Below are 12,267 nucleotides of genomic sequence, written 5' to 3' on the forward strand. Positions count from 1 at the left end.
CCTAGCCTTGGAGATATGAATCCAAGGCAGCCACATGTGGATTGGGACAGCCTTTTCGGCGTCGACTACGACCATTTCGACCTTCCGGACCTCACCCCGGAACTGAGCGCCAAAGAAGCATCGGACATGATCCGGCTCGGCGGTTTCGAGCCCGGCACCACCCTTCTCGACGCGCCCTGCGGACACGGTCGGCACGCGAATGTGCTGGCCTCCAGGGGATATACGGTGACCGGCATCGACCGTGACGAGCGATTCCTCTCCATGGCGGCCGAAGAGGCCCGGCAGATGGGCGTGGACGTCGAATACCAGCACGTCGACCTGCGCGAAATGTCCTTCGACGCCGAATTCGACGGAGTGGTGTCCTGGTACAGTTCCTTCGGCTACTTCGACGACGAAACCGACCGGGACATCCTCCGCCGCTACCGTCGCGCGCTGCGCCCCGGCGGCCGGTTCCTGCTCGACATGCACTCTCCGTACCGGCACATCCCGAGCGTGCTCGCCAACCACGAGATGCACGTCGACGTCCTGCGCCGCGGTGCGGACATGGCCATCGACATCCAAGAGCTCGACGCGGTGGCCAGCCGCTACTACGCGGAGAAGATCACCATCCGGGACGAGAAGGTGGAGCGGGCCCACTACAGCGTCCGCATGTTCAACGCGCCGGAGATCCTCGACTGGTTCCGTACCGCAGGGTTCTCCGCGGCGCGCGTGATGGACGAGCGCGGCGGCACGTTCACGGTCGGCAGCCGGCGCCTCATCGTGCTCGGCACCGCCTGAGGCCCGTCCGCCCGTCCGCCCGTCCGCCCGTCCGCCCGTCCGCCCGTTCGTCAGGGGCGCCGCGGGCGCGCCGCCCGGGCCTCCCTCCTAGACACCCCGCACATCCGCACACCCGCAGGACACCCCACCCCCAAAAGGCAGCCAGTTCACCGTGAAGGAGCGTTCCGTGGTCGTCAGTTCCGCCCAGAGTTCCGCCCGGCTCATGGCCTCGATCGACAGGTTCCGCACCACCGGCATCGACGTGGAGCACCTGCGCGCGCACTACGCGGCACACCGCTGCGCCCAGTTGCCGAAGGTCGCCGACGTCTCCGAGCTGCGCACCGCGGCCCGCTCCGCCTACGAACTGCTGCGCGGGGAACCCGTACTGGACGCGCAGGAGCACACCGACGAGGCGGGCACGCTCGGCTACGGCTTCCGGCTGCTGCGCATCGACGCGAAGTCCGACTCGCCGGAGCACACCGAGCGGGTCACCTCCGTGTTCCGCGAGTTCGGGCTGCTGGGCTGGGCCGAGCGGATGGCCGCCGACCTCCTGCCCACCGTCAACCGGATCACCGGCCGCGAACTGCGCTACGAACGCGTCTTCCTGCTGGCCTACCGGGAGGGCGACTACATCGGCCCGCACGGCGCCGAGCAGGACACCGACCTCAACCGCTTCAACCTCCAGTTCCCCCTGTGCTACGACTCGGTCGGCTCCATGCGCATCCTGCGCGAGGGCTACCTGGAGCCGATGTACGACCACGACGGCGACGCCCGGCTGCTCGGCCCCCGCATGTGGCACGAGGTGCCGCCGCTGTTCCGGCTGCCGGGCGGCCCGGATCCGCTGCGCCTCGTCGTCTCGCTGCGCCTGATGGCCGCGTAGTGACGCCGCCCGGACCCGGGGGAGCGGCCGAAGCGGTGGAGGCCGAAGCGCTGGAGGCCGAGGCGGTGGCGGCCGAGGTCTTCCGGCGCCACGGCGTGGACTTCGCGCAGGCGCGGCGGGCGGCCGGCTGGACCAACGCCACCTGGCTGGGCGGCGCTCTCGCGGTGCGCGTCGCGGGTACGCCGGGCTCCGGGGACCTGGAGCGGGAGACCCGCCTGGCGGCCGTACTGCCGCCCGAGGTCGGCTACCCCCGGGTGCTGGAGAACGGCACCTCGCGCGGCCGGCAGTGGGTGGCGACCGCACGGATCCCCGCCGTCCCGCTCGACGAGGCCTGGGCCGGCCTGGACTGGGACCGGCGGATCGAGGCCACCCGGCAGCTCTGGGCCAGGGCGCGGGCGGTGCACCGGGCCGACCCGGCCGCCGCCGCTCCGCTGGCCCGGCCGCGCAGCCCGTTCTACGCCGCGTCGCCGGGCGAGTCGGGGGACACGCTGCGGTCCCTGCACGCGGCCGGGGTGCTCACCGACGGCGAGCTCGACCGGCTGCTCCCCGCGCTCGACCGGTACTGGGCGGCGCTGCCCGGGGAGCGGCCCGTCCTCAACCACGGCGACCTCTCCCCGGTCAACGCCCTGTGGGACGGCACCGGGGTGGTGTCGCTGCTCGACTTCGAGTTCGCCGTACTCGCTCCCGTGCACCTGGACCTGAACGAGCTGGTGAAACTGGCCTTCGCACCCCCGGAGGCGGGCACCGCGCAGACCGGTCCGGACGCGGCGGGCCGCCTCCGGCTGCGGCAGGCCGTACGGGATCTGGCCCGGCCGTTCCTGCGCACGCGGGCGGGCGTGGACCTGCTGATCGGGCACAGCATCCAGTTGGAGGCGTGGGGCCTGGAACGGGAGCTGGCCAAACCGGGCCGCGAGGCGTTCCGTACGTGGGAGCCGTACCGGATGCTCGTCGCGTGCGCGCACCGGGACGGCGGCTGCTACGCCCCGCTGCTGCGCGACTGAACGCAGGACCGGACGGGGGCGCCGCCGAGGGGCGGGCAACGACCGGAAGACCGAGCCGAGAAGGGACCTCACGGTGATACGGACGCTTTTCGTGGACGCGGGCGGCGTGCTCTACAACAACATCAACGAGGAGACGGACTTCCTCGTCCGGGTGGCCGACCGGTACGGCGTGGACCGTACGGAACTGGCCCGGCGCGTCGAGGAGGCGGCGCCCTCGTACGAGGACGGCGGCACGCACGTGCACCGGGTCTTCGAGCGGATCGTCGCGGCCGGCCGCGGCCGCCCCTGCGGCGGGCCGGCGGACCGGAGCTGGCTGGACCGCGCCTACACGGACAGCGTGCACGCGTACGAGGACAGTTTCCGCGCACTGCGCGCACTGCGCCGGGAGCGGCCGGGCCTGGCGGTGGTGCTCACCAACAACGAGGCCGAGCACTGGGACCGGCTCAAGGACGCGGCCTTCGGCCACTTCGCGCTCTTCGACTCGGTGTGCTCGTCGTGGCGGGTGCGCCGGGTGAAGCCGTCCGGATCGTTCTTCGCCGAGGCCCTGCGCAGATGCCGGGCGACGGCCGCCGAGACCCTGCTCGTCGACGACCGCGTCAATGTCCTGCGGGCGGGGGCCGCACTCGGGATGCGCACGCTGCACGTGTCCACGCCCGAGGTCCTCGCCCGTCGGCTCCGACAGGCGGTCGGGGGCGGGAGCCTGCCGGCCACCTCGTGACGGCCCCGCGGGCAGCCGGGCTCAGTCGGTGATCTCGTGCCTGTTGTCCAGCACCTTCCGGAACGCCATGACGATGTCGTTGACGGCATCGAGGGGCGCCAGGAGGACCTCGTGGCCGAAGCTGACCACGCTCTCGTGGATGCTCTTGGCCACGGGAAGGTCGAACCGGGAGGGGTCCACCCGGGCCAGGTAGTCGGGGCCGGTGGCGAACCGACGCCGCGAGCTGGGCCGGTTGAGCGGATTGTCGTTGAGCGGCCGGTGCGTCTGCATCACCGGGAAGCCGAGCTCGGCCGTCAGCGCCTGCGCCACGCGCTCGACCGGAGCGACCGCGAGCAACTCGTCCGGCAGCCGCACCGCGTAGCGGTAGTAGGCGCGGTCGGTCGTCCCCGGCGACGTGTCCTGGACGGTCAGCCCGAGCTCGCCGAGCCGGTCGTCCAGGTGCTCGGCCGCCCGTACCCGACGGGCGTTCTGCCCGTCCAGCAGACCGAGTTGGTCCAGCAGCACCGCGGCATGGAACTCGGAAAGGCAGGCGTTGCTGCCCATCAGCCGCCCCGTCTCCTGGAGTTCCATCTCACCGATGCCCACCTCGTCGCGCCGCAGGATGCGTCCGTCCGCCCGCAGGTGCTCCGCGCGGCCGGCGATCTCCGGGTCGTCCGTGACCACGGCCCCGCCTTCGCCGCAGGTCAGCAGCTTGCTGCCCTGCATGCTGAAGACTCCGGCCGCGCCGAACGCCCCCACCGGCCAGTTCCCGTACCGGGCACCGTGGGCGTGGGCGCAGTCCTCGATCAGGGGCAGCGCGTGCCGCTGGGCGATGTCCAGCAGCGAGTCCAGGTCGGCGACCGCCGAGTAGGCGTGGACCAGGGTGATGGCCCGGGTCCGCTCGGTGATCGCGGCCTCCACCGCGGCGGGATCCAGGCAGTAGGTGGCGGGATCTACGTCGACGAGGACGGGCACGGCGTTGATGCCGAGCACGGCGGAGGCGGAGGCCACCCAGCTCAGCCCGGGGACGATCACCTCGTCCGACGCTCCGACCCCGCAGGCCTCCAGTGCGATGGCCAGCGCGGCGGTTCCGGTCGCCGTCGGCACGCAGATAGCGGAACGGCAGTAGTCGGCGAATGCCTCCGCGAATTGCCGCTCGTAGGATTGCCGCCCCTGATAGGCGCAACTGATCGTCCAGCGGCCGCTCGTCAACACGTCTTCGAGACTTTTCAATGCCCGGTCGCCGGGTTGTGGCCAGCGCGGCCACTCACGGTCGGTCAGCCGAGGCCCGCCGGAGATCGCCAGTGAAGTTCCCATGGTTGCCCTCGCCTTTCCAGGAAGCGACGAATGAGAGCGGAATTTACGCGCCTCCGTGCGGCGTACGCCACAGGGCGCGGGGCCCCGTACCCGCCGGACTCCGGGCCTTGCGGCACCCGTTCGACTGAGGAACGCGCGCAGTCGAACGGGTGGGTACGCTGCGCTGGACCGGCCACCGGAATGGCGGTCCGCTTCTTCACGGCCTCCGCGTCTTCAGGGCCTCCGCTTCTTCACGGCCTCCGCTTCCTCGCGGCCAATGGCGGGAACAGGGAAAACCATCCGGCAAGGGGAGTCAGCGATGTCCGGTAATCCTGAAGCGAAACACGGATCCGCCCGGCGCGCGCGGGTCGTCGTCGTGGGGGGCGGTCTCGCCGGACTGGAATGCGCCACGGCCCTGGCGGGACACGGGGTCGATGACATCCTGGTCCTGGAGGCGGGCCCGGGGGAGGACCTGGACCACATCCACCGGGCGTACAGCCGCGAAAGGGCCTCGGAGATGGTGTTCGCCCCAGAGGGCGACCCGTACTTCCACCGCCCCTGGTCCTCGCGGACGCGGCCGCACTACACCGGCATCTCGGGCCTGCGCCGCCGGCTCGGCGGCCGGTCGCTGTACTGGCACGGGGTGATCCTGCCCCTCGAGGACTGGGCGCTGCGCGAGCCGTGGTGGCCGGCCGCCGTCGTGACCGACCTCACCACGGGCCACCGGGGCGGCCCCTCCCTCTACGAGCAGGTCACCGCCGACCTCCTCGAGTGGAGCGGCGCCCCGGCCGGGGACGCCGCCGGACCGGGGACACGCCGGTTCGGCGGGCGGTCCTTCCTGCCGCTGCCCCGGGCCTGCCGCGCCGTTCCAGGCGGCGACCGCTGGGAGGCGTACACCCCGCTGGAGCGCTGGCGCGACGGGGACGGGCGCGTGGCGCCGCCGCCGGGGATCGGCGTCCGCTGCGGCACCGACGTGCTGGCGGTGGAGGTGCGCGGCGGCCGGGCCCGGGGCGTCGTGATCGGTGACGGTGCCGGCGGGACGCGGACGATCGCCGCCGACACCGTGGTCCTGTGCGCGGGGACCGTGGAGAGCACCCGGCTGGCCGTCCAGGCCCTGACGGTGGCGGGCGTGCTGCGCGAGCCGCGGCTCGGCGGCCTCGCCGACCACATCGTGCAGGGCTTCGTGGTCCGCCTGCCCTCCGGCGGCCCGCCGCCCGGCTCCTTCTACGTTCCGACGAGTCCGGCCACGCGGTCGTACCTGCGGATGGACGTGACCCCGGACGGTCCCGGCGCCTGCCTGCTGGACGTCCGGATCACCGGGGAGCAGCTCCCGGACGAGCGGAGCGCCGTCGAGTGCCGGCCCTCGGCCGCGTTCCCCTGGCCGACCCGGGTGCGGACCGGGCTGGGGACGGAGGACCGCCAACTGGTCGCCGCGCAGCGCCAGGTGCTGCGGGACTTCTGGCGGGCGGCCGCCCCCGAGGTCGGAGTACGGGCGCGGCCGCTGGAGTTCACCGCGTTCGGGGACGCCGACCGGGACAACACCCGGGTCCTGCCCGGGCGTACGCGGCGCCAGCCCGTCGGCCGGCCGGAAACCTGGACCAGTCTGCTCGGCACCGAGGACCACGAGGGCGGCAGCCTGCCGCTGGGCCGGGTGCTGACCCCGCGCCACGAGTTCGCCGGCCTCCCCGGCCTGTACGCGGCGGGACCCGCGGTCTTCCCCCGGCTCGGCGCCGCGAACCCGTCGCTCACGACCATCGCCCTGTCGCGCCGGCTCGCCGCGATCCTCGCCGCCGGGCCCCGCTGACGCACACCACACCCAGGAGGAAACGTGCCAGGACCCGGATACCGCTTCGTCGGCGAGGAGGAGCGGGAGAACGTGCTCGCCGTACTCGACCAGTGGAGCGCAGGCCGCGAGACCTTCGACGCACCCGAGGAGGGCGTGTGGGTGCGCCGTTTCGAGCAGGCCGCGGCCGACCGCTTCGGCGCCGCCCACTGCCTCGGCGTCAACAGCGGCACCTCGGCGCTGATCGCGGCGCTCGTCGGCCTCGGCATCGGGCCCGGCGACGAGGTGATCGTGCCCGGCTACATGTTCGTCGCCTCGATCGCGTCGGTGCTGTACTGCGGGGCCGACGCCGTACTCGCCGAGATCGACGAGTCGCTGACCCTCGACCCGGCGGACGTGCGGGCGAGGATCACCCCGCGTACGAAGGCGATCATGCCGGTGCACATGCTGGGCGCACCCGCGGACATGACCGCGCTGCGGGCCTTGGCCGACGAGTACGGGCTGCACCTCGTCGAGGACTGCGCGCAGAGCGCGGGCGGCAGTCACGCGGGACGCGCGCTGGGGACGATCGGCGCCGTCGGGGCCTTCTCCCTCAACCACTTCAAGGTGATCACCGCGCTCGCGGGCGGCTTCGTGCTGACCGGCGATCCGCTGGTGTTCCAGCGGGCGTACTCCTTCCACGACCAGGGGTGGTTCCCGTACCGCCGGGACCGGGGGGAGGGGCACCGGCTGCTCGGCATGAACCTGGGGCTCGGCGAGCTGCACGCGGCGGTGGCGCTGGCGCAGCTCGGCAAGCTCGACCGCGTGCTGGAGCGGGTCAGGGCGGTGAAGCGGGAGATGGACGAGCGGATCGGGGACCTGCCCGGGGTGCGGCGCCGGACGCTTCACGACGCGGAGGGCGAGTGCGGGACCTTCGCCGTGTACGTCTTCGAGGACGCGGGGCACGCCCGGCGGACCGCCGAGCACCTCAAGGTCAAGCCGCTGGCGCAGTCGCCGACGCACCACTACGGGAGCCTGCCCGCGCTGACCGCGTTCGGCCGCGGGGACCGCTCGGCCGTCCCCTTCCGGGCCCCGGGCACCCTGCCGCCGGCGCATTCCTACGAACCCGGCTCGCTGCCGCGCACGGACAGCGTCCTGGGGCGCTCGCTGGCGCTGGCTACGGGGGTGTCCGACAGCTACCTGGGGGCGGGGTTCGGGGTGCACGCGGGCTCGTCGTCGCAGGAGATCCGCGAGGCGGCGGCCACCTTCCGGCGGGCCGTCCTGGGCGGCGGGACCGGTTGAGGGGCGGGGCCGGCTGAGGGGGCGCGGCCGTCTTGGGCAGTGGGACCGGTTGAGCGGTGGGGCCGGTTGAGGGGCGGGGCCCGTTGCGAGGGTGCGGGTCAGAGCACCTGGGCGCGGAGCCGGCCGGTCAGTTCCGCGGCCAGGCCGCGCCGCGCGTACACCAGCCAGGGCCCGTCCAGCCGGTGGCCGCCGGCCAGGTCGTCGACGTCGCCCCCGGCCTCCCGTACCAGCAGGGCGGCCGGGGCCCGGTCCCACACGTGTCCGCCCTCGTCGACGGCCGCGTCCACCCGTCCTTCCAGCAGGTCGCCGATGAGGCAGACCGGGGCGTCGACCCAGGTGGTGCCGGTCTGGACGCGGGCGGCCGGCGAATCCGGGAAGAGGAAGCCGCCCACCCGGGCGGAGCGCAGCGCGACCGTCTCGTCCGGCATCCGCAGCCGGCGGCCCGCCGACAGCGGCTCGGCGCCGGCGGAGGCGTACGTGCCGGACCCGGACCGGGCCCACCACCTGCGGCGTTCGGTGGGCCGGCTGAGGACTACGGCCCTGAGCGCGCCGTCGACCTCCAGCGCCACGTGGGTGCCCCAGGCCCGCTCGCCCGCCAGGAAGGGGATCGTGCCGTCGATCGGATCGAGGATCCAGCGGCGTGCGGTCCCCGCGTGCCCGCTCGCCGCCGGAGTCGGCCCGCTCTCCTCGCTCAGGACCGAATCCCCCGGCCGCTCCGCCGCCAATACCTCCAGCAGGGCCTTCTCCACGGCGAGGTCCGCCTCGCTGACCGGACTTCCGTCCGCTTTCCGGTGCGAGCGGGGTCCGTTCCGGAAATGGCGGAGCGCAATTGCGTCGGCCAGGTCCACCAGGCGGTGCGCGAGCCGTATGTCGCTGTCGATGTCCATCCCAACACCCTAGCCAGGCAAGCGAGTTGAACGCAGTAGCGGACATTCGCCGCTGAAGGCGCCGGTGTTAGCCTCGGGCATGCTCATGGAGAACAAGCTCGTGGAACGCCGGAGCCTGCTCCGGCTCGTCTCGGACCAGTTCCCGGATTGCCTTCCCGGCGGAGCGGAAGCGTTCGAGCCGGAATTCTTCCCGCTCGGCGAGGACAGCTGGTCCTACCGCTGCGGACCCCTGTGGATCAGTGTGCGCCGCGATCTCGACGGGCATTTCCCCGGAGCCTACGAAGCGGCCGTGCGGCTGCGGGCGAGCGGAATGGATTTCGTCCTCGCGCCCCTGGCCGGACGGGACGGCCGCGTCGTGTACACGGTCGCGGGGCTGCCGGTCGTCGTCTTCGCGTACGCCGAGCGGGCGCTCGCCGCCGCCGCGGACCCGACTGCGGCCCAGCTCGGCCTGCTCGTGGCCCGGTTGCGCAGGATCCACGGATTCTCCTCGCCCGCCGAACTCGGCGCCCAGGTGCCGGTGGAGGACTTCCGGTTCCCCTTCGAGACCGATCTGGAGAAGGCGGTCCAGGCCGCGCTGGACGGGGCGGCCGCCGAGCGCGGCCCGTACGGCGGCCCGCTGGCGGAGCTCCTCTCCGTACGGTCGGACCACCTCGCCGCCCTTCGGCGGGAGGCGGCACGGGTGGCCGCCCGGTGCGCCGCGCTGTGGCGGGCCGAGCGTCCGGTGCTGACGCACGGGGACCTGAGCCCGGACAACGTGCTGTTCGGCGCGGGCGGGGAGATCCTGGACTGGGGCGGGGCCATGTGGGCCCCGCCGGAGCGCGACTGGTCGGCCCTGATACGGGCGTTCGGGGCCCGGCCCGGCGGCCGGGAGCCGTTCCTGCGGTTCTACGAACTGCGCTGGACCCTGGCGGAGATCGCCGAGTACGCGGCCCGCTTCTTGGCGTCCCACCTGGGCGACGCCGACGACCGGGCCATGTGGGACAGGCTGACCCGCTACCTCCCCGAAGGCTGACCCGCTGCCTCCCCCCGGGGCTGACCCGCTGCCCGCCGAAGGCTGACCCGGCCTCCTCCGCCGCCGCGGCGGAGGGGACCCCCGGTGGCTACGACGAGATCTGGGCCCTGCTGTGGTCCCCGAGGACGAGCCGGTGGGCGTGCGGCACCGGCGGCGCCGGGGTGACCTGGACGTGGCGGCCGATGAGCGAGGCCTCGATGCGCCGCACTCCGGTGATGGACGCTCCGCGCAGCACGATGGAGAACTCCAGCTCGCTGTCCTCGACGAGGCACTCCTCGGCGATCGAGGTGAACGGTCCGACGTAGGAGTCGGCGACGACCGTACCAGCGCCGATGACAACGGGGCCCACGACCCGGGAGTTGCGCACGACGGCGCCCTCCTCGATCCGGACCCGGCCGATGATCTCGCTGTTCTCCACCAGACCGTCGCAGTGCGGCTCGATGGTCTCCAGCACCAGCCGGTTCACCTCCAGCATGTCGGTGACGTTGCCGGTGTCCTTCCAGTAGCCGGTGATCTGGCTGGACCGGACGTCCCGGCCCTCGTCGATCAGCCACTGCACGGCGTGCGTGATCTCCAACTCGCCCCGCCAGGACGGCTTGACGGCCCGGACGGCCTCGTGGATGGCCGAGGAGAAGAGGTAGACCCCGACGAGCGCGAGGTCGCTCTTCGGGTGGGCCGGCTTCTCCTCCAGGCCGCGCACGCGCCCCGACGCGTCGAGTTCCGCGACGCCGAAGGCACGGGGGTCCGAGACGTGGGTGAGCAGGAGGTGCGCGTCCGGCCGGTGGGCGCGGAATTCGCGGATCGGCCGGTCGATCCCGCCGACGACGAAGTTGTCCCCCAGGTACATCGCGAAGTCGTCGTCTCCCAGGTAGTCGCGGGAGACGAGGACCGCGTGGGCCAGGCCCAACGGCGCCGACTGGGGAATGTAGGTGACGTCGAGGCCGAATTCCGAGCCGTCGCCCACGGCGTCCGATATCTCGCGCGAGGTGTCCCCGACGACGATTCCGACGTCCTTGATTCCCGCGGCCGCTATCGCCTCCAGCCCGTAGAACAGCACGGGCTTGTTGGCGACCGGGACTAATTGCTTGGCCGAGGTATGGGTGATGGGCCGGAGGCGGGTCCCCGAGCCGCCGGCGAGTACGAGGGCTTTCATCGTGTTCTCCCTGGGTGGTGTGGCAAGAAAGGTACGACGCTTGGCGCGTATCTGTCCCGGCATGATCCGGGCGCGTATGAACTGTGTATGTATGCGCGCCGTCAGGGCTGGTCGGGCTGGCCGGATTTTGCCGTAGGGAGGGCTAGTTACATTCCCGGAGGCACCTTCCTCGGTGGGAATCGCGATGGTCGGCCCGTCCGGGACGGCTCAGGGGCGGTCGTATCCGTTCCCGGTGGGGGCGTTTACCAGTCGCTTTACCTTACTTTACTAACGGCACGGCACCTGATAGGCATATGCGGGGGGAAAGATTGACGGGGGCGCTTCGGTATGCCGTGATGCGGCATTTCTTTTCATCGAAGGGGTGTCAGTGAATCCTGTTCTGGGAAATGATTCTCTCCGTGTACGCGCTCAGCCGGAACACTATCCGGACGAAGCCGAGGGAATTTCTCCGTTATTATCCGGCACGGTCAGCGTATCCATTTCTTCCCTCTACCCTTCCGATTCCCCGCGCAGCGCGGGCGAGGACATGGAACACGTCCGGGCCCTGGCGGAGTCAGACGCACCGCTTCCCCCCATCGTGGTGATGTCCTCGACGATGCGGGTGATCGACGGCATGCACCGGCTGCGGGCCGCCGTGCTCCGGGGCGCCACCGAGATCGACGCACGCTATTTCGAGGGCGAGGAGAAGGACGCCTTCGTCCTCGCCGTCAAGTCCAACATCGCGCACGGACTGCCGCTCTCCCTCGACGACCGCAAGGCGGCCGCGGGGCGCATCCTGGACAGCCACCCCCTCTGGTCCGACCGGGCCATCGGACTGGCCACCGGCCTCTCGGCCAAGACCGTCGGGACCCTCCGCTCCTGTTCAACCGAGGGACTTCCCCAGTCGAACATCCGCATCGGCCGGGACGGGCGGGCCCGGCCCCTCGACCCCACCGAGGGGCGGCTGCTCGCCGGCCGCCTGATGCGGGAGAACCCCTCGGCACCGCTGCGCCAGATCGCCGCCCAGGCCGGCGTGTCCCTCGGCACCGCGTCCGACGTACGCAAACGGCTGCGCCGCGGCGAGGGTCCGCTGCCCGAAGGATCCCGCCCCCGCGCGGAGCCGGAGGCCGACGCCGGGCAGATGAGACAGCGCCGCGCCGACGAGGCCGAAGCGAGGCGGCCCTCACGCGCCCTGATGCTGCACCACCTGAGCCGTGACCCGTCCGTCCGGCTGACCGAGGACGGGCGCGCCCTCCTCCGGTGGCTCAACATCGTGGCGGTACGCAGCGCGGACTGGCACCGGCTGCTCGGCAACGTGCCGCCGCACCGGGTGGGAGCCATCGCCGAACTGGCGCGCGGCTGCGCCGAGATCTGGCAGCAGGTGGCCGAGCAACTCGAACAGGCGGGTGGCGAAGAGGCGCCGGCCGCGATGAACGGGCCTTTGGGCGACGCGGCCGACATGAGTACCTTCTCCCCGGTGGCGAGGCGCACAGAAGCCCGCGGCTGAATTCCGGAGTAGCGTGCGCAACGGCCCCTCCCCCC

The 12,267-nt window shown here is 72.4% G+C and carries 11 protein-coding genes; 8 read left to right on the forward strand and 3 right to left on the reverse strand.

Going from position 1 to position 12,267, the window contains the following annotated elements:
• Positions 1 to 36 precede the first annotated feature (36 nt).
• The 4 genes from OTB16_RS13770 (at position 37) to OTB16_RS13785 (ending at position 3,355) form a co-directional block, all read left to right on the forward strand.
• Entirely contained in the window at positions 37 to 777 is a 741-nt protein-coding gene (locus OTB16_RS13770) for an SAM-dependent methyltransferase (protein ID WP_267720423.1), read from the forward strand.
• Between the two features lie 166 nt (positions 778 to 943).
• Positions 944 to 1,636 carry a StsF protein gene (locus tag OTB16_RS13775; RefSeq protein WP_267720424.1) on the forward strand — a complete coding sequence of 231 codons (693 nt, stop codon included), beginning with the start codon at positions 944 to 946 and terminating at the stop codon, positions 1,634 to 1,636.
• 35 nt (positions 1,637 to 1,671) lie between these two features.
• Positions 1,672 to 2,637: a phosphotransferase family protein gene (locus OTB16_RS13780; RefSeq protein ID WP_267720425.1), complete on the forward strand. Its 966-nt coding sequence runs from the start codon at positions 1,672 to 1,674 to the stop codon at positions 2,635 to 2,637.
• 73 nt (positions 2,638 to 2,710) lie between these two features.
• The gene (locus tag OTB16_RS13785; protein ID WP_267720426.1) at positions 2,711 to 3,355 is read left to right on the forward strand and encodes an HAD family hydrolase; all 645 of its coding nucleotides are present in this window, start codon (positions 2,711 to 2,713) and stop codon (positions 3,353 to 3,355) included.
• Between the two features lie 21 nt (positions 3,356 to 3,376).
• On the opposite strand, the gene OTB16_RS13790 is transcribed toward OTB16_RS13785, so the two are convergent.
• Positions 3,377 to 4,651 carry a DegT/DnrJ/EryC1/StrS aminotransferase family protein gene (locus tag OTB16_RS13790; protein WP_267720427.1) on the reverse strand — a complete coding sequence of 425 codons (1,275 nt, stop codon included), beginning with the start codon at positions 4,649 to 4,651 and terminating at the stop codon, positions 3,377 to 3,379.
• A gap of 298 nt (positions 4,652 to 4,949) precedes the next feature.
• Between OTB16_RS13790 and OTB16_RS13795 the strand changes: the two genes are divergently transcribed.
• Entirely contained in the window at positions 4,950 to 6,434 is a 1,485-nt protein-coding gene (locus OTB16_RS13795) for an FAD-binding protein (RefSeq protein ID WP_267720428.1), read from the forward strand.
• Between the two features lie 24 nt (positions 6,435 to 6,458).
• Positions 6,459 to 7,694 (forward strand): DegT/DnrJ/EryC1/StrS family aminotransferase, encoded by a 1,236-nt coding sequence (locus OTB16_RS13800; RefSeq protein ID WP_267720429.1) that lies wholly within the window; start codon positions 6,459 to 6,461, stop codon positions 7,692 to 7,694.
• Positions 7,695 to 7,792: 98 nt separating this feature from the next.
• On the opposite strand, the gene OTB16_RS13805 is transcribed toward OTB16_RS13800, so the two are convergent.
• A complete protein-coding gene (locus OTB16_RS13805; protein ID WP_267720430.1) occupies positions 7,793 to 8,581 on the reverse strand; it encodes an inositol monophosphatase family protein in 789 nt (262 codons plus the stop codon).
• Between the two features lie 79 nt (positions 8,582 to 8,660).
• On the opposite strand from OTB16_RS13805, the gene OTB16_RS13810 reads away from it, so the two are divergent.
• Positions 8,661 to 9,593 (forward strand): phosphotransferase, encoded by a 933-nt coding sequence (locus OTB16_RS13810; protein ID WP_267720431.1) that lies wholly within the window; start codon positions 8,661 to 8,663, stop codon positions 9,591 to 9,593.
• A gap of 88 nt (positions 9,594 to 9,681) precedes the next feature.
• On the opposite strand, the gene OTB16_RS13815 is transcribed toward OTB16_RS13810, so the two are convergent.
• A complete protein-coding gene (locus OTB16_RS13815) occupies positions 9,682 to 10,746 on the reverse strand; it encodes a glucose-1-phosphate thymidylyltransferase (RefSeq protein ID WP_267720432.1) in 1,065 nt (354 codons plus the stop codon).
• 583 nt (positions 10,747 to 11,329) lie between these two features.
• On the opposite strand from OTB16_RS13815, the gene OTB16_RS13820 reads away from it, so the two are divergent.
• Complete coding sequence (locus OTB16_RS13820; RefSeq protein WP_267720433.1) at positions 11,330 to 12,232, forward strand: ParB/RepB/Spo0J family partition protein; 903 nt, start codon at positions 11,330 to 11,332, stop codon at positions 12,230 to 12,232.
• The last annotated feature ends 35 nt before the right edge of the window (positions 12,233 to 12,267 follow it).

Source organism: Streptomyces antarcticus, from assembly GCF_026627255.1.
Taxonomy (GTDB): Bacteria; Actinomycetota; Actinomycetes; order Streptomycetales; family Streptomycetaceae; genus Streptomyces; species Streptomyces antarcticus.

What these genes read in the sequence shown, in the direction of transcription:
- OTB16_RS13790 (WP_267720427.1), bottom strand. Translation starts at nt 4,651, where the DNA reads ATGGGAACTTCACTGGCGATCTCCGGCGGGCCTCGGCTGACCGACCGT.
- OTB16_RS13795 (WP_267720428.1), top strand. Translation starts at nt 4,950, where the DNA reads ATGTCCGGTAATCCTGAAGCGAAACACGGATCCGCCCGGCGCGCGCGG.
- OTB16_RS13805 (WP_267720430.1), bottom strand. Translation starts at nt 8,581, where the DNA reads ATGGACATCGACAGCGACATACGGCTCGCGCACCGCCTGGTGGACCTG.
- OTB16_RS13810 (WP_267720431.1), top strand. Translation starts at nt 8,661, where the DNA reads ATGCTCATGGAGAACAAGCTCGTGGAACGCCGGAGCCTGCTCCGGCTC.
- OTB16_RS13815 (WP_267720432.1), bottom strand. Translation starts at nt 10,746, where the DNA reads ATGAAAGCCCTCGTACTCGCCGGCGGCTCGGGGACCCGCCTCCGGCCC.
- OTB16_RS13820 (WP_267720433.1), top strand. Translation starts at nt 11,330, where the DNA reads ATGTCCTCGACGATGCGGGTGATCGACGGCATGCACCGGCTGCGGGCC.